Below are 22,393 nucleotides of genomic sequence, written 5' to 3'. Positions count from 1 at the left end.
ATGGCAACCAAAATAACACCCAAAAAAACAACAAAAAAAACACCTGCCAAAAAACATAACAAAAGTTTTATGACCAAAATAAAATGGTTTCTACTAAAAGCTTTGTTGTGGTTTTTTGGGATTTCAATTTCTTTTGTGGTGCTTTTTAAATTTGTACCTGTTCCTTTCACCCCATTAATGGTGATCCGTTATTTTGAAAATAAAGCAGCTGGAAAAGAAATATATTTCAGCCATAATTGGGAACCAATCGAAAAGATTTCCGTGAATTTACAAAAAGCTGTGATTGCCAGTGAAGATGGAACTTTTCTGACTCATAATGGCTTTGATTTTATTGCTATGCAAAAAGCATACAAAAGCAATGAAAGAGGTAGAAAGATAAAAGGCGGAAGCACCATATCACAACAAACAGCCAAAAATGTTTTTCTTTGGCAAGGCCGTAGCTACCTCCGAAAAGGTTTGGAAGCTTATTTCACAGTTTTAATTGAAGCTATTTGGGGCAAAAAACGAATTATGGAAGTTTACCTCAACAGTATCGAAATGGGTGACGGTGTTTATGGAGCTTATGCTGCAACCGAACATTGGTATCGAAAAGATGCTTCAAGCTTGACAATGGTTCAAGCTGCGGGAATCGCAGCCATTCTGCCCAATCCCAGAAAATATAAGGCAACTAGTTCCTCCTCCTACATCAACAATAGAAAAACAAAAATTGTTCGGATTATGAGGCACATCGGAAAGATTGAATATTAAAAACAACCCCCATTAGCAATTTACTATTGGGGGTTGTTTTTTGACTTAAAAAATTAAGGGCTTAAAATCATCATTACTCCAAATTAAATTCCTGTATTTTATCCCTTACGTAGGGTGTCTTTTTTAATTTAACTAGATCGTCTCCCTCAACCTTTTGTAAGCTAGGCTTTGAATGAAGGAATTCGTATTTAAACACAAAATAGTTAATAGGGCCTTTTGTTGAAAACGAGTATGATGCTATTTCATTTTTAAGTAAACCATTTAAATACGGTATTTCTATAGTCAAAGAATCTGATTCATTTTTTTTTACTATAAACGATTTAGATTTTACCTCTACGGTATCTTTTTTATTAATAATACATTTGGGAGACAGTAAACATCCGTTATAAGATGCTGTTCTTATAATTACAATCTGCCTTTCTTGTTTATTTTGAGCATTACTATTCCAGTAAAATAATAACATAGTCAGTAAAATTAAATTTCTCATTTATTATAATTATTTGCAGCTGAAAAAGCCTGTTTTACAACTCCCAACACTGCATTACACAGATATAACGCAGTTTTTTATTTCATAAGATTTAAACCTTTTAAAACTTAAAAGCAACTCCTAAAACAAAGTTTCTTCCCAGATTGGGTATTCCCGAAGTGGCTAAACGAGATAAATGTGGAATGTAAGTTTTGTTGAACAAATTATTCCCGTTTAGATTTAAGTCAAATGCCATTTCACCCAACTTTACTTTTCCTCCAAAACCCATATTCACCAAAGTATAACCATCCGAAGAAATATCATAACCACTTACTTTATCCTGGCTGAAAGTGGTCGAAACATTGAACGTAGCAAAAGCATCTTCAATCCAATTTCCAAGTTTAAAATCGGTTTTTATGGTGTTGTCCCAATTGTTTGCCGGAATTTGAGGTAAGTAACCTCCATCTTGCAGTTTCCCCGTAACGGTTTCAAAACTGGATTCAATATGCAACCAATCCAAAGGGTGCGGATGAATATGCAAAGCGACTTCTCCTCCATATAAATTGGCATTATTTTGGATATAGTTATATACATTGAACCCGTCAATTTCTGCTCCAGACGGTGACGAATAAATGTAATCGTTTATGTGATTGTAAAAACCACTCACACTAAACTCAAAATGGGTGCTTTTATATTCCAAATCCAAATCGGTTTGAAGGTTTTGCTCGGTTTTTAAACTAGGATTCCCTATTTCATAACGAAAAGTTCCTTCGTGTACTCCATTCGAAGATAGCTCCGCCAAATTTGGAGCCCTGAATCCTGTTGCAGCATTCAATCGGAAAGACAAATCCTTGGCAAAATTGGTTTTGTAACCCAATGAAGCGTTGAAGCTATCATAGTTTTTATCGAGTGCCTCAAAATATCCTTCCTCACCAACAATACCGTGTTCTTCGGAAACTAAGTGTCGGTAATCAAAGCGAAGACCTCCCTGCAATGAATTCACACCCCAATTGTAAATCCCGGTTCCAAAAACTCCAAAATCATTTGTTGTTGCATTTGGAATTAAAAATTCATCAGCCAAATTTTTATTTTCCTGAGACATTCCTTGGATACCAAAAATGCTTTCTACTTTTCCAATTTTTGGCAAATAGTATTTGATATTATAATCAAATGTGTTTAAAATCATATGCAAAATCGCTACGTTACTGTCTTCAAATTCGCTTCGGTCATTCTTGATATAACCTAAATTTACATCCAATTTTGAATCGCTAAAAAACAGCGTGTTATTCAAAGAAAGCAAATTATTGAAAACACCTTGTTTTGGAAAGGTAGTTTTCTTGGTTGTGGTTTGCTCAGCAATTCCATCTTCGGGAATTCCAACATCGAGATTATTGTAATTGTATCTGAAAATACTAGAAAACTTAGCATTGCTATACCCTATTCCGGCCTTGAAATCCATTTCCTGAAAACGTGTATTTGTAACACGGTCACCATCTGGAATTTTATAATCGGATTGGGTGTTGTAAGCGCCACGTATTAAATATTTCCAATTATCGGTAGATGTTTTCAAGCCTAAAGTTGTGCTCGCTCCAAGCGTATTTGAAAACAATCGTTGCCCAAAATCCCCTTGAAAAGTATTTGCCAAAGCAAATTTTTCGGGATTAAAAAACAAAACGCCTCCCAATGCATCCGAACCATAAAGCAAAGATGCGGGACCTTTAATGACCTCAACATTATCCACCCCAGAATCGTTCAATCCTAAGCCGTGTTCGTCTCCAAACTGTTGATTTTCTAATCGAACGCCTTGTGTATAGACCAAAACTCGGTTGCCACTCAATCCCCTAATTACCGGTTTCCCGATTGACGTCCCAGTTGAAACTTGTGAAACTCCTGGAATAGTCGCCAAGCCTTCAATCAAAGTAGCACTCCCCTTTTCTTGCATTGATTTGACACTTTCGCGATCAACTTTCATTACATTTTGGGATTGCAATTTGGAAAAAGGAGTTGAAACAATAACCTCATCCATCTGAAAAGCCAATTCGTCCATAACGACATCAAGCGTTGGGGCATTTTGAACTTTTTCAATCTTTTTATCTTGGGTTGAAAATCCTACGTATGAAAACACAAGTGTTAAATCTCCACTTGGGAGTTCGGTTAAAGTATACTTACCGTTTTGATCAGTTTTGGTTGATTTATGCAATTCGGATGCATCAACGACAACTCCTGCCAAAGGATTATTTTTGGAATCTGTTACCTTTCCACTTATCGAGTTTTGTGCGTGTAAAAATGTGGTAAGCCCTAGTAATAGAGCCACTATATATCTTTTCATTTGAATGTTTGTATTGTTCCAATCAAAGCCCTTTACAAAAAGGCAACTAATGATTGAAAATGTTTTGTGAATAATAGAACTACTGACAAAATCTCTTTTGAAAGCAAGCTCTAAATATGTTTGATTTAAAAACGAACAACCCGAATAAAACCAGACTCATATTGAAATTATTTCCAAAAAATGGCCTATGCTGGCTCTTTAGCCCTGATGGAAGCGGCATCCCAGCTCGTTTTTTCTACGAGATGGAATATAGCGGACAGCAGGAACAATGTTTACTGATAAAGCCTATTCTTTCGCTCCTAGATAAATTTATCTGTGGAATGTTGTGAAGTGAGCGATAAACTGGGTCGCTTAGATACAATTTGGGGGACCACGATGGGAATACAAACTACCCGAAAACGAAAAAACGTTTTGTGCAGTTGCAAAGAAATAAGGTATTTTCCAGTTCCCAGCAAAGAATGCGTAGGAATAATTTATTGGCGTTACAAAACTGCTGAACCCAAATTGACAAACATAACAATGGTCAAAACTGTGGTGCTGGTGGGTAAACTCTGAACTGGAATTATAGGTATGATTACAGGTTTTCTCAGAAAATTTTTCTTTTAAATGGCCGATACTGTCAACCGATTGAAACAGTATGGAGAACAATACCGCAACAACCAAAGAAAAATTTAATATGAGCTGTTTCCTTTTCATCAACGCAAAGGTAAGAAAACAAAAAAACTACAACCGATTAAAATTGTAGTTTTCCTATGAATTAAATATCTATAAAATGGATTAAACCAATTTTGCAGCAATTAAGTATTCTGCAATTTGAATGGTATTGGTTGCTGCTCCTTTTCTCAAGTTATCGGCAACAATCCACATATTCAACGTGTTTGCTTGGCTTTCGTCACGACGAATACGTCCAACGAATACATCATTTTTACCTTCAGCATATTTTGGCATTGGATAAGTAAAAGTATCCAAGTTGTCTTGAACCGTCACACCATCCGTTTGGCTCAAAATAGTTCTTACTTCGTTTACATCAAAATCATTGCTGAATTCAACATTTACCGCTTCACTATGTCCACCAACAACTGGTACACGAACAGCAGTAGCCGTTACTTTGATTGAATCATCACTTAAGATTTTTTTGGTTTCTTTAACCAATTTCATCTCTTCTTTTGTGTATCCATTATCTTCAAAAACATCACATTGAGGAATACAGTTACGATTGATTTCGTATTTGTAAACCATATCGCCTTTTATTCCCGCCACTTCATTTTCAAATTGTTGAACTGCTTTCACACCAGTTCCTGTAATGGATTGGTAAGTAGAAACAATCACACGTTTGATGTTGTATTTTTTATGCAATGGAGCCAAAGCCAGTACCATTTGAATAGTAGAACAGTTTGGGTTTGCAATGATTTTATCTTCTTTTGTCAATTGATTTGCATTGATTTCCGGTACCACCAATTTTTTGGTTGGATCCATTCTCCAAGCTGATGAATTATCAATAACTGTAGTTCCTGCTTCGGCAAATTTAGGAGCCCATTCTAATGATGTTCCTCCACCAGCAGAAAATAACGCAATATCCGCTTTCATATCAACGGCTGTTTGCATACCAACGACCTTGTATTTTTTTCCTTGAAATTCAATTTCTTTTCCAACTGATTTCTCAGAAGCAACTGGAATTAATTCGGTTACAGGAAAATTTCTTTCTGCCAATACTTTCAACATTATCTCGCCAACCATTCCGGTAGCTCCTACAACTGCTATTCTCATCGTAACTATATTATTATATGTGTATATTTATTTTTGAAGTACAAAAGTATGTAATATTCAAAACATAACAAGCGTCTTCACAAAAATTAACAAATTGTTATAAATTAAACAAAATAGAAAAACCACCCTTTTACAGAGTGGTTTAGTTAGAATATATAGTGTAGAGCGGTTTTTTTTTATAGTTTCTAAGTTTCTGAGGCTCTAAGTTTCTGAGATTTGAAATAACTCTATTTTATTAAACTTAGAATCTTTGCAACTCAGTCGCTTAGAATCTATTTTTTTAACAAATCTCTAATTTGGGTAAGCAATTCTTCCTGTGTTGGTCCTGCAGGTGGAGCTTCAACCTGAGCTTCTTGTTTTTTGGTTTTTTCATAAGCTTTCAGTACCATAAAAATGCAAAAACCAATGATTACAAAATCAAAAACAGTCTGAATAAAAGCACCATAATTTATGGCAACTTCTGCAATTGCCGGAGCTTTTTCCGCACCATTTTCCATAACGGCAGGAACACCGTCCTGGAGAACAACTTTCAGGTTTTTAAAATCTACCTTTCCTAATAGTAGTCCAATTGGCGGCATCAAAACGTCATTTGTAAAAGAGGTGACAATTTTTCCAAAAGCCCCACCAACGATTACCGCTGTTGCCAAATTCACTATTTCGCCTTTCATCAAGAAAGCTTTAAAATCACTAATAAATCCCATAATGTATTGATTTTGGTTAGTTTATAATGTAACGAATATAATTATTTTTGGGAAATAAATTACTATTATTCTCTATAAAAAACACGTTTCACTCTTTGTGAAATACTCGTAAGGATTTCATACGGAATCGTTTTCAATTGTTCAGCCATATAAGTTACAGTTGGGCTTTCGCCAAAAATCACTACTGCATCTCCTTCTTTACATTCAATCTCGGTCACATCAACCATTAACATATCCATGCAAACGCTTCCAAGAATGGATGCTTTTTTATTTTTTATAGTTACAAAACCAACCCCATTTCCCCAACTTCTGGCAATACCATCAGCATAACCAATAGGAATTGTCGCGATTTTCGATTCTCTGTTTGCCATAAATCGTCTGCCGTAGCCAACACTTTCTCCTGTTTGAATTGTTCTGATTTGGGAAATAATGGATTTTAAAGTCCCTACATTTTCAAGATATTTTTGTTCTTCTGAATCATTGGAAACGCCATAAAGACCAATCCCCAATCGAACCATATCATATTGTGCTTCTGGAAAATTACTAATCCCAGATGTGTTCAAAATATGGCGAATAGGAGTAATAGCCAATTCGTTCATCAATTTCGACGATAATTTCTCGAATAAATTAATTTGATACTGTACAAAATCTTTGTGTTGCAAATCATCACTTGTAGCCAAATGTGATAAGACACTCTGCACTTTGACTGTTGAGTTTCCTTTCAGAGTAGCTATTAAATCATCAATTGTATTCGCCTCAAAACCCAAACGATGCATTCCGGTGTCCAACTTTATATGAATCGGAAAATCTTTTAATTTCTTTTGCTCTGCAATTTTCAAGAAAGCATTCAATCCTTTCAAGCTATAAATCTCAGGTTCCAATTGATGCTGAATTATAGCTGGGAAGCTAGTATTTTCTGGGTTCAAAACCATAATTGGCAATTTGATGCCTGCAGTTTTTAATGAAATCCCTTCATCGGCGAAAGCCACTCCCAAATAATCTACTTTGTGATGTTCCAGTAATTTTGCAATTTCAAATCCTCCGCTTCCGTAACCAAAAGCTTTTACCATTGCCATCATTTTAGTAGCGGGTTTTAGCTTTGATTTAAAGAAATTAAAATTATAACTTATTGCATTCAAATTAATCTCAAGAACTGTTTCGTGTGTTTTCTCTGCAAATGCTGCCACGATTTCTTCAAACTGAAAAGATCGCGCTCCTTTAATTAGAATGGTTTCATTTTCAAAATTCAATTGCTCCAAATGCAATAAAAACTCATTAGTATCTTTAAAAAAAATGGCATTTGGAAGTTTTGTTTTCAATGTTGAAATCGTTTCGCCAATTCCAATTACACGGCTGATGTTATTGGAAACGATTAACTCGGCCACTTTAGAATATAATATTTCATTAGACAATCCGCTTTGAAAAATATCCGAAAGCACGACAGTTTTCTTCTGATGTTGCTTTTGACTTTCTAGGAAATCCAACGCTATTTTTAAAGATTGAAAATCAGAACTATAACTGTCATCGATAAGACTGCAATTATTGTTTCCTTTTTTTACTTTCAAACGCATTTCAATGGGATACAATAATTCGATTCGGCTTTGAATGGTTTTGGCATCGTATTCCAAATGCAGTAAAACTGATAAACAAGTAATCACATTTTCGACCGAAGCATCATCCACAAAAGGAATTTTCAAGGTTGAAATATTTCCTTTATAAGTATATTCAATGAGTGTATGATCGTGAGTATGTTCTTTCTTGGAAACAAAAACAGTCGCAGTTGTATCTGTAAAAGACCAAGAAAAAAGCCCCCTAGCCCCCGAAGGGGGAATATGCTCACTCAAATAAGATAAACAGTTATCAACCAATTTGCTTTTTTGATAAATCAAAACCTTCGATTGTTGGAAAAGCAGCATTTTTTCTTTGACTTTTTCTTCAAGATTTTTAAAGCCTTCATCGTGGGCAGAACCTATATTGGTTAAGATTCCAATTGTTGGTTGAATGATTTTCTCCAGTTTCTCCATTTCTGAAACAGTTGAAATTCCGGCTTCAAAAATACCTAGATTGTGTTTTTCATTAATAGCAAGTACCGACAACGGAACACCAACTTGAGAATTATAACTTTTAGGACTTCGGATAATATTATAATCGGGACTCAATAAAAAATTGAGCCATTCCTTTACGATTGTTTTGCCATTGCTTCCTGTCACTCCTATAATTGGAAACGAAAAAAGACTGCGATAATGAGCGGCAATGTGTTGTAAAGCTTCCAATGTATTTTTGACAACCAAAAAATTGGCTTTTGCCTTAAGACCATCGGGAATATGGGTCACGACAAAATTCCGAACGCCTTTATCAATTAAATCTTTTAGGTATATATGAGCGTCGTTATTGGTTCCAACTAATGCAAAAAAAAGTGTTTTTTCATTGTTTTGCAAAGAACGACTGTCAATGGAAATGGAGTCAATTTCTAAATTATTGGTGTTTCCAATTTCTTCAGTATTCAGAATTGACGCGATTTTTTTTAGGGATAAATTCATTTTGGAGAAGATTTAAAAATTGTAAAACACATTATTTTGTTCTTTTAATTTTTAAAGGTTCTTGCCGGCAATCAAAGATATCGACAATTTCGATTAAATTTATTTCTAAATTCACATAATAAATTATCTTATAGTTGGCATATAAAAAATAACGAAATTCTTGTTTTCTATCAACCAACAGCTCTTCTTTTTGACCTATAAATGGATACTTCTGAAGTATAAGTACTTCTTTTGAAATTTCTTTTACCTTGTTTTTTGCTGTTTTTAAATTGGATTTGCTTTTATAATATAAAAATATTTTTTGCAATTCATTTTTGGAATATTCTGTCCAATTTAATGTTAACTCCATTTTTCAATCTCTTTCAATAACTCGTTTGCTTCAATAACCCGTCCGTTTTTCGAATCATCCATTGATTGGTCGATTCTGTTTTCAAACTCTTCCATAGTCATCGGGTGAAACTCTTTATCACTGTAGTTTTTCTTTTCTTTTTTTAGAAAATTTTCTAGACGAGCTACAATCTCTTCGTTCTGTATAGAAAGAAATTCTTGAATAAACGCTATTTTCCTAGTGTGTAAGTCCATTGCAATTAATTTTACATCAAAGTTATAAAAAAACGAAATGCATTTTTGTTTATTTCACCTTTTTATTGAAACTAAAAAAACATTAATAATAGCTTTTATTCCATTACTTCCCTTCATCTTTCCTCATCGCGTGATAATAGGCAGCGCGACTCAATGGTTCATATTCCTCAGTTTCACCTAGCATTACAAGTTTATCGTTATCAGTTTTACGGAAACTGTAATTGGCTAGATTTCCTGTTCGGGTACACACGGCATGCACTTTGGTAACGTACTCGGCTGTAGCCATAAGTGCGGGCATTGGCCCAAAAGGATTGCCCTTGAAATCCATATCCAAACCAGCAACAATCACACGAATCCCCTGATTGGCAAGGTCATTGCAAACCGTTACAATTTCGTCATCAAAAAACTGGGCTTCATCAATCCCAACCACATCACAGCCTTGTGCCAAAATCGCAATATTGGCAGCAGCGGGAACGGGAGTGGATCGAATTTCGTTGCTGTCGTGCGAAACAACCATTTCCTCATGGTAACGGGTATCAATTGCGGGTTTGAAAATCTCTACTTTTTGCTTGGCAAATTGTGCTCTTTTCAACCTACGGATGAGTTCTTCGGTTTTTCCCGAAAACATTGAGCCACAAATGACTTCAATCCAACCAAACTGTTCTTTATGATTTACTGTGTTTTCGAGAAACATTTTGTATTTTTCTAGCTTAAAAAATGAATAGTTTTTATTACTTTGTAACGGTAATAAATCGCATGGGTAAACTTATTTTTACCTAGTAAACGTTTTGAAATAAAGTGTTCGAATTTGATGAAGTTATTTTGTTCTTTTTCTAGGCAAAAAAAATTTAAATAGCAGGGCTCTTGAATTTTTTTTAACACCGAAAAAGGGCAAAAGAACAAGACAAAACAGATAATTTATTTTGAAACATTTACTTGGTTTCAAAAGTAGATAATTTTTATCAAATCGAAAATTTGAGAGGTCTTATTTAGATAATAAATAGTAAAAAAGAAATTTATACCTCGCCAGCTATTACAAACAAAGAACAATTTTATATAAAGCCATATTCATTATAATTTCAGAAGCCATGAAAAAAAAATTGGAAGCCGACTTAATCAGCATTGCTCATAGAATTTTGCAACTTAAAAATAAATCTGACATCAATCAGCTTTTTTTGGAAACGCAAAAATTGTACGAAAAATTAGCAGTTTTACGATTCGTGGAAGAGCATTTTTCGGATGCTAAACCAACAATTGGCCAAGCTGAAGTAGTAGAAAAAATGAAAGAGTTTTTCGAAAACATATCGGTTCCCGAATTTCAAAGACCTCCTTCAATTATCAAAGCCGATATAGAGGAAGCTCCTGTGGCTGAAATTATTGAGGACAAATCTATCAGCCCTATTAAAGTTGAAGAAGTAATAAAGGAAGAAGACAACAAAGTTAAACTCGAAGAAATCATTGCTACAAGCGATGAAGTTCCTACATCCGATATTCCTGAACCTTTATTAGAAGAAACAAAAGTATCTGAAGACATTATTGCCGAAAAAATAGAAGAAGAGACGCCAATTGAAAAGCCAATATTCCTTTTAGAAGAAACAGAAATTGAACCAATAGCCACTACAATTGTTGAGCCAATAGAAACTGTAAAACCAGAATCTCCTAAGAAAAAGGAAATAGTCCAAATATCTTTTGATGACTTGCTTGGCGGTAAATACACTGCCCCTGATTTTGTAAAAGTTTCTCCTTCGGATAAAAAACAAGAAACGGATTCTATTCAACCAACTCCTGATTTTGATTTTCCAAATGAACCTATTTCAAATGCTCCACAAACAACATTCGAAAAAGCAGAACCTAAAACAATTACCCTGAATGACAAATTAGCAAAAGAAATTAACATTGGACTGAACGACCGAATTGCTTTTGTTAAACATTTATTTGGCGGCAATAATGAAGATTACAACCGCGTAGTGAATCAACTCATCACATTTGATACTTTTATCGAAACCAAAGCTTTTATTGACGAAATGGTAAAACCAGATTACAATAATTGGGAAGGAAAAGAAGATTACGAACATCGTTTTATGGAAATCATAGAGAAAAAATTCTTGTCGTTTTAAGGGTTTCAACTTTACTCATTTCCCATTTTATATTTTATTAAATCCTCTCTTTAAGCAAGAAAAATGTCAAAATTATATATAGTCCCTACTCCTATTGGCAACCTCGAAGACATGACTTTTCGTGCCATTAGGATTCTTAAAGAAGTAGATTTAATCCTTGCCGAAGACACTAGAACAAGCGGCAAACTGCTCAAGCATTTTGAGATCGGCACACACATGCACAGTCATCATATGCATAACGAACACAAAACAATCGAAAATGTAATTTCCAGATTAAAAGCTGGTGAAAACATAGCCTTAATTTCTGATGCGGGAACACCAGCGATTTCCGATCCCGGATTTTTGCTCACTCGCGCTTGTATCGAAAACGGAATTGCAGTAGAATGTTTGCCTGGAGCAACGGCTTTTGTACCAGCTCTTGTCAACAGTGGTTTACCCAATGATAAATTTGTTTTTGAAGGTTTTCTTCCCGAAAAAAAAGGAAGACAAACCCGATATCTGGAACTTGCCGAGGAAACCCGCACGATGATTCTATATGTTTCTCCACATAAATTGGTTAAAACCTTAGCCGAATTTATTACCTATTTTGGCGAAGACCGTACCATTTGTGTTTGCAGAGAATTATCAAAACTACACGAAGAAAATGTTCGGGGAACTGCTCGAGAAGTACTCACACATTTTGAAAAAACAGCTCCTCGTGGTGAGATTGTCGTAGTGGTTGCAGGAAAAACAATTGTAAAAGAAGCCAAGAAAAGTAAATTTCAAAAAGAAGAAGAATAAATATATGAATATCAATACCTTTTTAGACAAACTAAAACAAACTCCAACTGCCATAACATTTGCAGAAACGATTGCAACAATAGAAGAAAACTACACTTTTACGCCGACTGCTTTTAAAAACGGAGAACAACACAATGCAGCTGGAGAAAACTCGGGATCTTGCAAATTATTTGCTTTTGCGCTATTGCAAAAATTATCCATTGCCGAAACTTTAGCTTGTTTTGGAGCTTATTATTTTGAAGAAGTATTGGGAGATGCAAATGGAACCAATCACCAAAACATTCGCAATTTCATAAAAACTGGTTGGGACGGAATTCAATTTGAAGGAGAAGCATTAGTTTTGAAATAGTTTTATTTAAAAAATTAGACACTAAAACCTCCAAAAAATGCGTTGGACACTTAAGCCAAAACCTGCTGAAGAAAAAATAAAGCATCTAGCCCAAGCTTTGAATGTAGAAGAATTTGTCGCTGCTTTATTGATACAAAGAGGCATTGAAACTTTTGAACAAGCCAAACTTTTTTTCCGTCCAAGTTTAGACGATTTACACGATCCTTATCTAATGAAGGATATGGACAAAGCTGTCGAACGCATTGAGAAAGCCATCGAAAATCAAGAAAATATACTTATATTCGGCGATTACGATGTCGATGGAACCACCGCAGTATCACTTGTTTCTTCTTACTTGAAGAGCTATTACCCTAATATTGCCACTTATATTCCAGACCGCTATAACGAAGGCTACGGAATCTCTTATGCAGGAATTGATTTTGCCGATGACAATGGTTTTTCGCTCATCATCGCTCTGGATTGCGGTATAAAATCCATAGATCATGTCGCTTACGCAAAAGATCGAAACATTGATTTCATCATTTGTGATCACCACAGGCCAGGAACATTTCTACCCGAAGCCGTTGCTGTTTTAGATCCAAAACGTGAAGACTGCAATTATCCTTACGATGAATTGTGTGGTTGTGGGGTAGGTTTCAAACTTATTCAAGCTTTAGGTGCCAATAGAAATCAAACCATTGAAGATTTGGTTTTGTATCTTGATTTGGTCGCCACAGCAATTGCAGCCGATATTGTGCCCATGACTGGTGAAAACCGTGTACTTGCTTATTTCGGATTACAGGTAATTAATGCGGAACCAAGACCTGGAATCAAAGCATTAATACATCAAATAAAAAAGAAAACACTAGACATTACTGATGTTGTATTTATAATTGCACCTCGAATCAATGCCGCAGGCCGAATCAAACACGGCAATCATGCCGTCGAATTATTGACTGAATTTGATTTTGAACAAGCACAACAATTTGCTTCCGAAATTGAACAATACAATACAGATCGAAAAGATTTGGACAAACAAATCACCAAGGAAGCGCTCCAGCAAATTGCCCAAAACCAGGAAGAGAAAAACTTTACTTCGGTGGTTTTTCAAGAAGATTGGCACAAAGGAGTTATTGGAATTGTGGCTTCACGACTAATTGAAACCTATTATCGTCCCACATTGGTTTTTACAAAAAGTGGTGATAAATATGCAGCTTCAGCACGATCGGTAAAAGGATTTGATGTGTACAATGCACTCGAAGCCTGTTCGGAACATTTGGAACAATTTGGAGGACACATGTATGCTGCGGGAATGACTTTAAAGGAAGAAAACTATCAAACCTTCAAAAATGCATTTGAAAAAACAGTGCAAGAAACCATCCATCCCGATCAATTGACTCCAGAGATATCTATTGATGCCGAAATTAATTTTGAAGACATTTCACCAAAATTAATTCGGATCCTGAAACAATTTGAGCCTTTTGGTCCATTAAATATGACTCCTGTTTTTTTGACCAAAAAAATAAAAGATACGGGTTATGCCAAAACACTAGGCTCTGAGGATGAACACTTAAAACTATTTGTAAAACAAAATAACTCCGAAGGCTTTACCGCTATTGGTTTTGGACTAGGAAATAAAAAAGAGTTAACCTCTAATCAAAAAGAATTTGATGCTGTATATTGCATCGATGAAAATGAGTGGAATGACAAAGTGAGCATTCAATTACGATTAAAAGATATTAAATAATTCAAGATTAAAATGAAAAAAAACGATCCATACGCAGCCCTGAGATTCAAAGAATTCAACACCTTTTTGTTGATTCGTTTTGCCATGGTTTTTGCCTGGTCAATGCAGTTTATCATCATCGAATGGGAAGTATATAGAATTACAAAAAGTGCACTTTCACTTGGTATTATTGGTTTAATGGAAATCATTCCTGCCATCTCTGTGTCATTATTCGCAGGACATTTTGTCGATCAAAATGAAAAAAAGGGCCTTTTATCCAAATGTATTCTAGGATTTTCAGTAATTAGTTTGGGATTGTTTTTAATCACTTGGCCAAAGGTAAATGTTGGTTTGCCTACAACTACTATTCTATATACTATTTATGGTCTAGTCTTCTTTGGGGGAATTGTCCGTTCGTTTTTAGGGCCAACTGTTTTCTCGCTTTTGGCATTAATTGTTCCTAAAAAAGCCTATTCAAACGCAGCTACTTGGAGTAGTTCTGTTTGGCAAGTGGGTTCTGTTGTGGGACCAGCCGTGGCAGGTTTCGCTATTCATTTAATCGGAGTTCACTGGTCTATGTGTTTGGTTCTTGCGTGTTCTCTTTTTGCTTTAATAATACTAACTCAAATTGAAAAAAAGCCTATTTTGAATCCAAAAATTGGCGAACCTGTTATGGACAGTTTGAAAGAAGGAATCAAATTTGTTTATAACAACAAATCTATCTTAAGTGCTTTAACCCTTGACATGGCTGCGGTTTTGTTTGGAGGAGCGGTAGCGTTACTACCTATTTTTGCTTTAGACATTTTAAAAGTAGGCCCTGAAGGATTTGGGTTTCTAAGAGCCGCACCAGCTGTTGGTGCCATTTTAACCATGTTTTTTACGGCCTACGTTCCTGTGAATAAAAATGCCGGAATGAAATTATTGACCGCCATCTTCCTATTTGGTGTATGTATCATCATATTTGGTCTTTCTACAAGTTTTTGGATTTCGCTTTTAGCTCTATTTTTCAGTGGAGTTGTTGATGGAATCTCCATGGTTATTCGACAAACCATTTTACAGCTTAAAACTCCTGATCACATGCGCGGTCGTGTAGCCTCTGTAAATTCAATATTTGTAGGTTCTTCAAACGAGTTGGGTGCTTTTGAAAGTGGACTAACCGCAAAACTGATGGGAACCGTTACTGCTGTTGTATTTGGCGGAAGTATGACACTTCTTATTGTCGTTTTCACAGGATTGGTATCTCCTGAATTTAGAAAATTGGATTTGCAAAAAGATATGGATGATCATGAAAAACATGAATAATTATTTTCTTTCTAATTTATTCAAATAAAAAGTATATTTACTGCAATGGCAAAAACAAAAATACTTTTTACGATTGCAGCCTTGGTAACTTTTTTGACTAGTTGCAACAACAAATCAGACGAATATATTGATCCTCGCGGAACCGATTATGCTGGATCCGAAAGCTGTATCCAATGTCATCAAACGCAGTACGAATCAGCTTTTCACAGTTCGCATTCCAAAGCGACAGCACCTGCTATTCCGGAGAATGTTTTGGGTGATTTCAGCAAAGGGAATCCTGTTTTTGTTTATGACAAAAACACCAAATTAGTAGTAGAGGAACGCAACGACAGCCTTTATCAGGTTCTATACAAAAATGGCAAAGAAATGGAAGCCCATCGATTTGAAATTGTTTTTGGAACCAAGCATGCACAAACTTCTGTTTATTGGCACAATAATAATACTTACGAGCTACCTCTTTCTTATTACACATCAGTTCACAGTTGGGCAACAAGCCCTGGTTTTCCATCAGACAAGCCTTATTTTGATCGAAAAGTAGTTAAAGATTGTTATTCCTGCCACAGCTCTAACATCAGTAGTCGAACAGTCGATCAAAGCTCTAGAGAAAACAGCTTTCTTACCATGGACGCCGAAGATATCATCAATAAGAAAACAATTGTTTATGGAATTGACTGCGAGCGTTGTCATGGGCCAGCGAAACAGCACGCCGAATTTCATCTTAAAAATCCAAATGTAAAAGTTGCCAATAGTATCGTTAGCTACCAATCTCTTAGCAGACAGCAAAAATTAGACGCATGTGCTCTTTGTCACTCTGGAAATGACGGTATCAAAGTAAAATCGCGTTTCGAATTTAAACCAGGAGATAATCTTTCGGAATATATGAGAAGTATGAGCGATCCTAGCGGCACCGCTGAATTTGATGTTCACGGAAATCAATATCGATTATTGGCACAAAGCAAATGTTTTATCAAAAGCGAGAAAATGGATTGTATTACCTGTCATAATCCACATGAAAATGCATCTCAAAATCTAGCTTCCTATTCTAAAATTTGCCTGTCTTGCCATCAAGAAATTAAACATAGTGCGGCTACTCTTAAAACGATGCCTGTCTCATTATTGGCTAATAATTGTGTGGAATGTCATATGACAAAAAAGTCATCGAATGCCATTCGTTTTCAGCTTTCGAATAATGCCGAAATGTCTAATTATATTTTAAGAACACATAAAATTGCAATCTATCCAAAAACGGAAAACAAATAATTTCTCTGTTATTTTTGGACAATATTCCAAACACTTATTTTAGTTCTGATTTGAAAACCTAATTTTTCATATAGCTTTATTGCTCCAATATTGGACTCTGCAACATGTAAAAATGGTGTTTTGTTTTTTGCTAAAATAGCATTTACAGTATGAGCAACTAATTGCTTTGCGTATCCTTTCCCAGTGTGTTCCGGATGCGTAATTACAGCACTTACTTCGGTATATTCATCCATTTGCATTCGTTCACCAGTTACAGCAACAAGTTGATTATTTTTGTAAATGCCATAATAATTGCCCAATTCAGCAGTCTTCTTTTTAAAATACTCGGGATAAACAATTTTGACCAATCCCAATAAATCGTCTAAGTGTTCCTCCTCTAATTTTACAATCTGATCTTCAATGTTTCCCTCAATTTTATCATGAATAATCATTTGTAAACAGATTAATTCATTGTTTAACTTTAGGCTGTCAGGCACATTTGGTTTCTGGCCAATAATAAAAAAATTACTGGCTAATTTAGAGTATTCAGAAATAGATTGCTCCATGTTATCAAGAGCAATAAAACCTCCAAAAGGACAATAATCGGGATGATAAAATTTTATATTCCCAAAATCAATTCCAAAACTTTTATGCGTTTCTGACACTGAATACCAAACGGGATTGTCTAATTTATGATTACCAGTTACCATCTTTATTTATTTATGAAATACCGAAAGTGAGTTGTATTAATTGTAGAATTTATTCAAACTTTTTAACCTCGAATGTTTCACCATCAAAAACTCCATAAGTAAAATACGTAATCCAATCACCCAGATTTACATATTCCGAATTTTCGCCAACAGTCTTAATCATTGGCAAATGACGGTGACCAAAAACAAAATAATTATAATGTTTGGTTTCCAATTTTCGTTTGGCATAAATAATAAGCCATTCGTTTTCCTCTCCCAAGAATTTAACGTCTTCGGCACCGGAAATCAATTTATTTTTAACAGAAAGATATTGAGCCAATTTAACTCCAAGATCGGGATGAAGCCATCTAAAAAGCCATTTAGAAAACGGATTGGTAAATACTTTTTTCATGCGTTTATAGCCTAGATCCCCGGGACCTTTTCCGTCACCATGACCAATCAAAAAGGTTTTATCCCCAAAAGTAAATTCTTTGTTATCGTGATAAACGGGAATGTTCAACTCGGTTTCAAAGTAATCGGCCATCCATAAATCATGGTTTCCCACAAAGAAATAAATAGGAACTCCGCTGTCGCGAATCTCGGCCAGCTTTCCTAAAATACGAACAAAGCCTTTTGGAACAACCGTTTTGTATTCGAACCAAAAATCAAATAAATCACCCAAAAGAAATATTGCTTCGGCATCGTCTTTTACCTCGTTTAGCCAAGCGACAAACTTTTGCTCTCTTGGAAAACTCAACTCTGGAGTTGGTGCGCCAAAATGCTGATCGGAGGCGAAATAGATTTTTTTATTGTTGGATAATTGCATGAACTACTTATAAATTATTGATTGTCGCTTGCAAACCATTCGGCGAATGAAGATTCCGTTTCCTGCAATTTAAGAGAAAAAAGTTCAATGTCTTGAGGTAATCTGCGAATGATTCTTTGGGAAAAATCGACGACCATATTCTCGCTAGTTGGCTGATAATCCACTAAAATCACATGATGCCCGCGGTTTTTTAGCTCATTGGCCAACTCAATATGCGGAGTTGTTTCATTGAAAACAGTAGCGTGATCGAATTGATCGACAATCTCTTCTTTGACAATTTTTTTTAGATCCGAAAAATCAATGACCATACCAAACTTCACATTGTTTCGATCCGTAATAGGTTTCCCAATTACGGTAACCGATAACTTATAACTATGACCGTGCACATTTTTACATTTCCCATCATATCCGTATAAAGCATGACCGGTTTCAAAATTAAATTGTTTGGTAATTCTAATATTGCTCATTGAAGATCTATTTTGGTTGCAAATTTAAGGAATTCGCATGAGAAATAGCCCGTAAATGTCGGGCAAACATATTTGCCTAATTATTACGCAAAGATTCCCGAAGAACTCGCAGAGAATCGCAAAGATTTTTATGATTGTGCTTAACTTGAATAAATTATTTATGTTTTACCTAAATAGAATTATAAAAAAGGTGAATGTGTTATTAACCATATAAGAAATATAAATTCATAGAAGAAAACTTAAATGAACTTATATTTCTTATATGGTTAATTGAATTAAAAACATGTTTTTACCGTGAAGCCCTAGCCCTGATGGAAACGGCATCCTTTTTATGGGGTGATTTTTCTTCACCTCATAAAAAGATATAGTGTACAGCAGGAAAAAGCTCCTAATAATTCGTGAAATATTTCGATTACAGTAAATATAATTGTTATTTTGTAGAATCAAATTTTAGTTCATTATGTTCAAAAAACATTTTAAATATATTCCTTTTTTAGTTCTACTTTTTTTTATTAGTTGTGCCAAAAGAGGCGCCATTACTGGTGGTGCGAAAGACACCATTGCTCCAACATTAAAATATAGTTTCCCTGAAAATTATTCGGTTAAATTTCAAGGCAATAAAATCAAACTTGTTTTTGACGAAAATATCAAGCTTAAAAACCTAAACAAGCAATTGATTATTTCTCCTCCAATGAAAAACGAACCGTTAATTACTCCTACAACAGCCACAAAAGTATTGACCATCACTATAAATGATACGCTACAACCAAACACAACATATAGCCTAAATTTTGGACAAAGTATTGCCGATAATAACGAGGGAAATCCATACAATCAGTTTAAATATGTGTTTTCTACAGGAGATTATATCGATTCTTTGGCACTTGGCGGAAGGGTAAAAGATGCTTATGATAAAGAAGTTGCTTCTTTTGTTTCGATTATGCTTTATGAAGCAAATGAAAAATTTACCGATTCTACCATTTATAAAGAGAATCCTAGATATATTACCAATACTTTGGACAGTTTGAAAACATTCCGATTGGAGAATTTGAAAGCGGGGAAATACCATTTGGTTGCTATGAAAGACAATAATAGCAATAACAAATTCAATCCCAAATCAGACCGAATTGGGTTTAGCAAACAACTTGTAACAATTCCGAATGATACTGTTTTTGAATTGGAATTATTCAAAGAAGTATTGCCTTTTAAAGCCATTAAGCCAAGCCAAATTTCTGGAAATAGATTAATTGTAGGTTATGAAGGAAATCCGAAAAGCAATGGTGAAATAGCCAAAATCACTTTGAAAAACAATGGTGAAATTATACCTTCAATAGTTACAAAAATAAATAAAAAAGACTCTTTGCAAGTCTGGTATAAGCCTTTGAAAGTGGATTCGCTTTCGCTAAATATTGTAAAAAACAAGTACCAAAAAGACTTTACTTTTAAGATCAAAAATCAAAAAAGTGACACTTTGAGTATTAAGGCTATTCAATCAGGTGTTTTGAATTTTAGAGATCGATTTACTTTGGAATCCAGCACTCCATTGGTGAATTTTGACAAATCAAAAATGAAACTTGTTGACAAAGATTCGACTGCCGTTGCATTTACTACAGCATACGATGAATACACCCAACAATTATTTATCGATTTTAAAATAGAAGAAGCCCAGAAATACCATTTAAAATTTATGCCTGGTGCCGTTACGGATTTTTTTGAAAAAACAAATGACACTCTATCATTTAAAACGAGTACCCGAAATCTTGCAGACTACGGAAATATCATAATGAAACTAAAAAATGTAAAACGTTTTCCAGTTATTATTGAATTAACAAATGAAAAAGGTGATATTGTCAAGGCAAGCGAATATACGGATGGCAAAACGGAAATTGAATTTAATTTACTAGAACCAAGCGTATACACGGTTAGAGCGATTTATGATGACAATAAAAACAAGGAATGGGATACCGGAAACTATCTTGAAAAACGACAAGCTGAAGAAGTAATCTATTCTTCCAAAGAAATAAATCTTCATGCTAATTTTGATTGGGAAGAGACTTTTGACTTAAGCCTTCCATATGTTCCAGAACCCAAGAAGAAAATCCCAAAGGACAAAGAAAAAGGCAAAAAAAGTAGCTCATTTTAACACAAAAGAATCTTGATCACTTAAAAAATTAAACTTTTTTCTGGCTAAGAGCAGTTCGGCTTTATTTAATTCGATAATAAAAACCCCTTTTGTCTCTATGGGTTCCATAATGTAATCTCCCAAGAAATTGACAACTTGGGAATGTCCATTATATTGAAAATTGTTATCGTCTTCCCCAATTCTATTGACCCCAATGGTATAACTCATGTTTTCTATGGCACGTGCTTTTAGCAAAGCATCCCAAGCGTTTATCCTTATCTTTGGCCAATTAGCAACATAAATCAACACATCATATTCTTCCACATTTCTGGAAAAAACAGGGAAACGTAAATCATAACAAATCAGCGGGCAAATTTTCCACCCTTTATATTCAATAATTAATTTTTTGTTGCCTTCTGTATAAACTTCGTCTTCTCCAGCCAGACTAAACAAATGCCTTTTGTCATAAAATTGAATTTCGCCCGAAGGAAAAACAAAAACCAATCGGTTGTAGAAATTTTCTTTTTCGACAATAACTAAACTTCCTGTAATTGCTACGTTTTTAACTTTAGCCAAATGTTTTAACCAAGTAATTGTTTCGCCATGCATAGTTTCGGCAACATCATTGGGCTTCATGGTAAATCCAGAAGTAAACATTTCAGGGAGAATGATTAAATCAACACTTTCAGAAATGGCATTGATTTTTTCTCCGAGTTTTTTTCTGTTTTTTTCCGGGTTTTCCCAGAATAAGGATGATTGGATAAGTGCAAGTTTCATTTTGAATAATTTGCTGTTTTACAAAGATACACAAAGATAAAAAGAGATTCACAAAGGTTTTATTAAACAAAAAAACGTCCCGATAATCGGGACGTTTTTGATATAAACTATTTTAAAATCTTATTTCAAACTTGCAGAAAGATATTCTCTGTTCATACGAGCAATGTTTTCAAGTGAAATTCCTTTTGGACATTCGATTTCGCAAGCTCCAGTATTGGTACAATTACCAAAACCTTCTTCGTCCATTTGACGCACCATGTTCAACACACGGTTTGTAGCTTCCACTTTTCCTTGCGGTAACAATGCATATTGCGAAACTTTTGCTCCAACAAATAACATTGCAGAACCGTTCTTACAAGTAGCCACACAAGCACCACAACCAATACATGCCGCTGCTTCAAAAGCTTTATCAGCGTCATCTTTAGGAACTGGAATTGTATTAGCATCGATAGTATTTCCAGAAGTATTCACCGAAACAAATCCTCCTGCTTGCTGAATTCTATCAAAAGCTGTTCTGTCCACAATTAAATCTTTAATCACTGGGAAAGCGACACTTCTCCATGGCTCAACTACAATTGTATCCCCGTCATTAAACATTCTCATATGCAATTGACAAGTTGTAATTCCAGTATCTGGTCCGTGTGCACGTCCATTGATATATAAAGAACACATTCCGCAAATTCCTTCACGACAGTCGTGGTCAAATGCAATTGGTTCTTTTCTTTCGTTTACTAATTGTTCGTTCAATTGGTCTAACATTTCCAAAAACGAACTGGCTGTAGAAACATCATTTAGTTTGTATGATTCCATTTTCCCCTTTTCTTTGGAGTTTTTTTGACGCCAAATCTGAAGAGTTATATTGATATTTTTTGCTGCGCTCATAATTCT

At 34.9% G+C, this 22,393-nt stretch carries 22 protein-coding genes; 8 read left to right on the top strand and 14 right to left on the bottom strand.

The genetic code is table 11. The annotated features are described in order from the left end of the window. A complete protein-coding gene (mtgA, locus tag C8C85_RS09250) occupies positions 1-747 on the top strand; it encodes a monofunctional biosynthetic peptidoglycan transglycosylase (RefSeq protein ID WP_116796824.1) in 747 nt (248 codons plus the stop codon). 73 nt (positions 748-820) lie between these two features. Here the strand turns inward: mtgA and C8C85_RS09245 are convergent, their stop codons facing one another. The 9 genes from C8C85_RS09245 to C8C85_RS09200 all read right to left on the bottom strand — a co-directional run bounded on the left by C8C85_RS09245 (position 821) and on the right by C8C85_RS09200 (position 9,826). Then, on the bottom strand, positions 821-1,234 hold the full coding sequence (locus tag C8C85_RS09245; RefSeq protein ID WP_116796823.1) for a hypothetical protein: 414 nt from the start codon (positions 1,232-1,234) through the stop codon (positions 821-823). 100 nt (positions 1,235-1,334) lie between these two features. Further along, the gene (locus tag C8C85_RS09240) at positions 1,335-3,542 is read right to left on the bottom strand and encodes a TonB-dependent receptor (protein WP_116796822.1); all 2,208 of its coding nucleotides are present in this window, start codon (positions 3,540-3,542) and stop codon (positions 1,335-1,337) included. 351 nt (positions 3,543-3,893) lie between these two features. Then, a complete protein-coding gene (locus tag C8C85_RS09230) occupies positions 3,894-4,238 on the bottom strand; it encodes a hypothetical protein (RefSeq protein ID WP_116796820.1) in 345 nt (114 codons plus the stop codon). Between the two features lie 81 nt (positions 4,239-4,319). Continuing rightward, entirely contained in the window at positions 4,320-5,309 is a 990-nt protein-coding gene (locus C8C85_RS09225; protein WP_116796819.1) for an aspartate-semialdehyde dehydrogenase, read from the bottom strand. Positions 5,310-5,581: 272 nt separating this feature from the next. Next, positions 5,582-6,010, bottom strand: coding sequence for a large-conductance mechanosensitive channel protein MscL (gene mscL / locus C8C85_RS09220; RefSeq protein WP_116796818.1), 429 nt, complete (start codon positions 6,008-6,010; stop codon positions 5,582-5,584). Between the two features lie 65 nt (positions 6,011-6,075). Then, positions 6,076-8,550, bottom strand: coding sequence for a bifunctional UDP-N-acetylmuramoyl-tripeptide:D-alanyl-D-alanine ligase/alanine racemase (locus C8C85_RS09215; RefSeq protein ID WP_116796817.1), 2,475 nt, complete (start codon positions 8,548-8,550; stop codon positions 6,076-6,078). A gap of 31 nt (positions 8,551-8,581) precedes the next feature. Next, positions 8,582-8,899, bottom strand: coding sequence for a type II toxin-antitoxin system RelE/ParE family toxin (locus tag C8C85_RS09210; protein ID WP_116796816.1), 318 nt, complete (start codon positions 8,897-8,899; stop codon positions 8,582-8,584). After that, a complete protein-coding gene (locus tag C8C85_RS09205) occupies positions 8,890-9,132 on the bottom strand; it encodes a hypothetical protein (RefSeq protein WP_116796815.1) in 243 nt (80 codons plus the stop codon). The genes C8C85_RS09210 and C8C85_RS09205 overlap by 10 nt, the downstream gene beginning before the upstream one ends. A gap of 103 nt (positions 9,133-9,235) precedes the next feature. Beyond that, complete coding sequence (locus tag C8C85_RS09200) at positions 9,236-9,826, bottom strand: thymidine kinase (RefSeq protein WP_116796814.1); 591 nt, start codon at positions 9,824-9,826, stop codon at positions 9,236-9,238. 394 nt (positions 9,827-10,220) lie between these two features. Here C8C85_RS09200 and C8C85_RS09195 point away from each other — a divergent pair, with 394 nt between their 5' ends. The 6 genes from C8C85_RS09195 to C8C85_RS09170 all read left to right on the top strand — a co-directional run bounded on the left by C8C85_RS09195 (position 10,221) and on the right by C8C85_RS09170 (position 16,645). Then, a complete protein-coding gene (locus tag C8C85_RS09195) occupies positions 10,221-11,249 on the top strand; it encodes a hypothetical protein (protein ID WP_116796813.1) in 1,029 nt (342 codons plus the stop codon). 63 nt (positions 11,250-11,312) lie between these two features. Further along, positions 11,313-12,029: a 16S rRNA (cytidine(1402)-2'-O)-methyltransferase gene (gene rsmI, locus C8C85_RS09190; protein WP_116796812.1), complete on the top strand. Its 717-nt coding sequence runs from the start codon at positions 11,313-11,315 to the stop codon at positions 12,027-12,029. Positions 12,030-12,033: 4 nt separating this feature from the next. After that, positions 12,034-12,378, top strand: coding sequence for a HopJ type III effector protein (locus tag C8C85_RS09185; protein ID WP_116796811.1), 345 nt, complete (start codon positions 12,034-12,036; stop codon positions 12,376-12,378). Positions 12,379-12,415: 37 nt separating this feature from the next. Beyond that, positions 12,416-14,104 (top strand): single-stranded-DNA-specific exonuclease RecJ, encoded by a 1,689-nt coding sequence (gene recJ / locus C8C85_RS09180; protein WP_116796810.1) that lies wholly within the window; start codon positions 12,416-12,418, stop codon positions 14,102-14,104. A gap of 12 nt (positions 14,105-14,116) precedes the next feature. Next, positions 14,117-15,385, top strand: coding sequence for an MFS transporter (locus tag C8C85_RS09175; RefSeq protein WP_116796809.1), 1,269 nt, complete (start codon positions 14,117-14,119; stop codon positions 15,383-15,385). A gap of 45 nt (positions 15,386-15,430) precedes the next feature. Further along, a complete protein-coding gene (locus tag C8C85_RS09170) occupies positions 15,431-16,645 on the top strand; it encodes a cytochrome c3 family protein (protein WP_116796808.1) in 1,215 nt (404 codons plus the stop codon). 8 nt (positions 16,646-16,653) lie between these two features. On the opposite strand, the gene C8C85_RS09165 is transcribed toward C8C85_RS09170, so the two are convergent. Genes C8C85_RS09165 through C8C85_RS09155 form a run of 3 tightly spaced genes read right to left on the bottom strand, consistent with a single transcriptional unit; the run spans position 16,654 to position 18,606 of the window. Next, positions 16,654-17,334 carry a GNAT family N-acetyltransferase gene (locus tag C8C85_RS09165; protein ID WP_116796807.1) on the bottom strand — a complete coding sequence of 227 codons (681 nt, stop codon included), beginning with the start codon at positions 17,332-17,334 and terminating at the stop codon, positions 16,654-16,656. A 49-nt stretch (positions 17,335-17,383) separates the two neighbouring features. Continuing rightward, positions 17,384-18,139: a UDP-2,3-diacylglucosamine diphosphatase gene (locus C8C85_RS09160; protein ID WP_116796806.1), complete on the bottom strand. Its 756-nt coding sequence runs from the start codon at positions 18,137-18,139 to the stop codon at positions 17,384-17,386. A gap of 14 nt (positions 18,140-18,153) precedes the next feature. Further along, positions 18,154-18,606 (bottom strand): 6-pyruvoyl trahydropterin synthase family protein, encoded by a 453-nt coding sequence (locus C8C85_RS09155; protein WP_116796805.1) that lies wholly within the window; start codon positions 18,604-18,606, stop codon positions 18,154-18,156. Between the two features lie 460 nt (positions 18,607-19,066). Here C8C85_RS09155 and C8C85_RS09150 point away from each other — a divergent pair, with 460 nt between their 5' ends. Continuing rightward, complete coding sequence (locus C8C85_RS09150; protein WP_116796804.1) at positions 19,067-20,749, top strand: Ig-like domain-containing protein; 1,683 nt, start codon at positions 19,067-19,069, stop codon at positions 20,747-20,749. Here the strand turns inward: C8C85_RS09150 and C8C85_RS09145 are convergent. Further along, positions 20,741-21,505 carry an amidohydrolase gene (locus tag C8C85_RS09145; RefSeq protein ID WP_116796803.1) on the bottom strand — a complete coding sequence of 255 codons (765 nt, stop codon included), beginning with the start codon at positions 21,503-21,505 and terminating at the stop codon, positions 20,741-20,743. The genes C8C85_RS09150 and C8C85_RS09145 overlap by 9 nt on opposite strands. A 120-nt stretch (positions 21,506-21,625) precedes the next feature. Beyond that, on the bottom strand, positions 21,626-22,387 hold the full coding sequence (locus C8C85_RS09140) for a succinate dehydrogenase/fumarate reductase iron-sulfur subunit (RefSeq protein ID WP_116796802.1): 762 nt from the start codon (positions 22,385-22,387) through the stop codon (positions 21,626-21,628). Positions 22,388-22,393: the final 6 nt, after the last annotated feature.

It is taken from the genome of Flavobacterium sp. 103 (assembly GCF_003096795.1).
GTDB lineage: Bacteria > Bacteroidota > Bacteroidia > Flavobacteriales > Flavobacteriaceae > Flavobacterium.
Note: the sequence above shows the minus strand (reverse complement) of the source record. Positions and strands in the feature narration are given on the sequence as shown.

Coding starts and splice junctions, on each gene's coding strand:
- mtgA (WP_116796824.1), top strand. CDS start 1: ATGGCAACCAAAATAACACCCAAAAAAACAACAAAAAAAACACCTGCC.
- C8C85_RS09245 (WP_116796823.1), bottom strand. CDS start 1,234: ATGAGAAATTTAATTTTACTGACTATGTTATTATTTTACTGGAATAGT.
- C8C85_RS09240 (WP_116796822.1), bottom strand. CDS start 3,542: ATGAAAAGATATATAGTGGCTCTATTACTAGGGCTTACCACATTTTTA.
- C8C85_RS09230 (WP_116796820.1), bottom strand. CDS start 4,238: ATGAAAAGGAAACAGCTCATATTAAATTTTTCTTTGGTTGTTGCGGTA.
- C8C85_RS09225 (WP_116796819.1), bottom strand. CDS start 5,309: ATGAGAATAGCAGTTGTAGGAGCTACCGGAATGGTTGGCGAGATAATG.
- mscL (WP_116796818.1), bottom strand. CDS start 6,010: ATGGGATTTATTAGTGATTTTAAAGCTTTCTTGATGAAAGGCGAAATA.
- C8C85_RS09215 (WP_116796817.1), bottom strand. CDS start 8,550: ATGAATTTATCCCTAAAAAAAATCGCGTCAATTCTGAATACTGAAGAA.
- C8C85_RS09210 (WP_116796816.1), bottom strand. CDS start 8,899: ATGGAGTTAACATTAAATTGGACAGAATATTCCAAAAATGAATTGCAA.
- C8C85_RS09205 (WP_116796815.1), bottom strand. CDS start 9,132: ATGGACTTACACACTAGGAAAATAGCGTTTATTCAAGAATTTCTTTCT.
- C8C85_RS09200 (WP_116796814.1), bottom strand. CDS start 9,826: ATGTTTCTCGAAAACACAGTAAATCATAAAGAACAGTTTGGTTGGATT.
- C8C85_RS09195 (WP_116796813.1), top strand. CDS start 10,221: ATGAAAAAAAAATTGGAAGCCGACTTAATCAGCATTGCTCATAGAATT.
- rsmI (WP_116796812.1), top strand. CDS start 11,313: ATGTCAAAATTATATATAGTCCCTACTCCTATTGGCAACCTCGAAGAC.
- C8C85_RS09185 (WP_116796811.1), top strand. CDS start 12,034: ATGAATATCAATACCTTTTTAGACAAACTAAAACAAACTCCAACTGCC.
- recJ (WP_116796810.1), top strand. CDS start 12,416: ATGCGTTGGACACTTAAGCCAAAACCTGCTGAAGAAAAAATAAAGCAT.
- C8C85_RS09175 (WP_116796809.1), top strand. CDS start 14,117: ATGAAAAAAAACGATCCATACGCAGCCCTGAGATTCAAAGAATTCAAC.
- C8C85_RS09170 (WP_116796808.1), top strand. CDS start 15,431: ATGGCAAAAACAAAAATACTTTTTACGATTGCAGCCTTGGTAACTTTT.
- C8C85_RS09165 (WP_116796807.1), bottom strand. CDS start 17,334: ATGGTAACTGGTAATCATAAATTAGACAATCCCGTTTGGTATTCAGTG.
- C8C85_RS09160 (WP_116796806.1), bottom strand. CDS start 18,139: ATGCAATTATCCAACAATAAAAAAATCTATTTCGCCTCCGATCAGCAT.
- C8C85_RS09155 (WP_116796805.1), bottom strand. CDS start 18,606: ATGAGCAATATTAGAATTACCAAACAATTTAATTTTGAAACCGGTCAT.
- C8C85_RS09150 (WP_116796804.1), top strand. CDS start 19,067: ATGTTCAAAAAACATTTTAAATATATTCCTTTTTTAGTTCTACTTTTT.
- C8C85_RS09145 (WP_116796803.1), bottom strand. CDS start 21,505: ATGAAACTTGCACTTATCCAATCATCCTTATTCTGGGAAAACCCGGAA.
- C8C85_RS09140 (WP_116796802.1), bottom strand. CDS start 22,387: ATGAGCGCAGCAAAAAATATCAATATAACTCTTCAGATTTGGCGTCAA.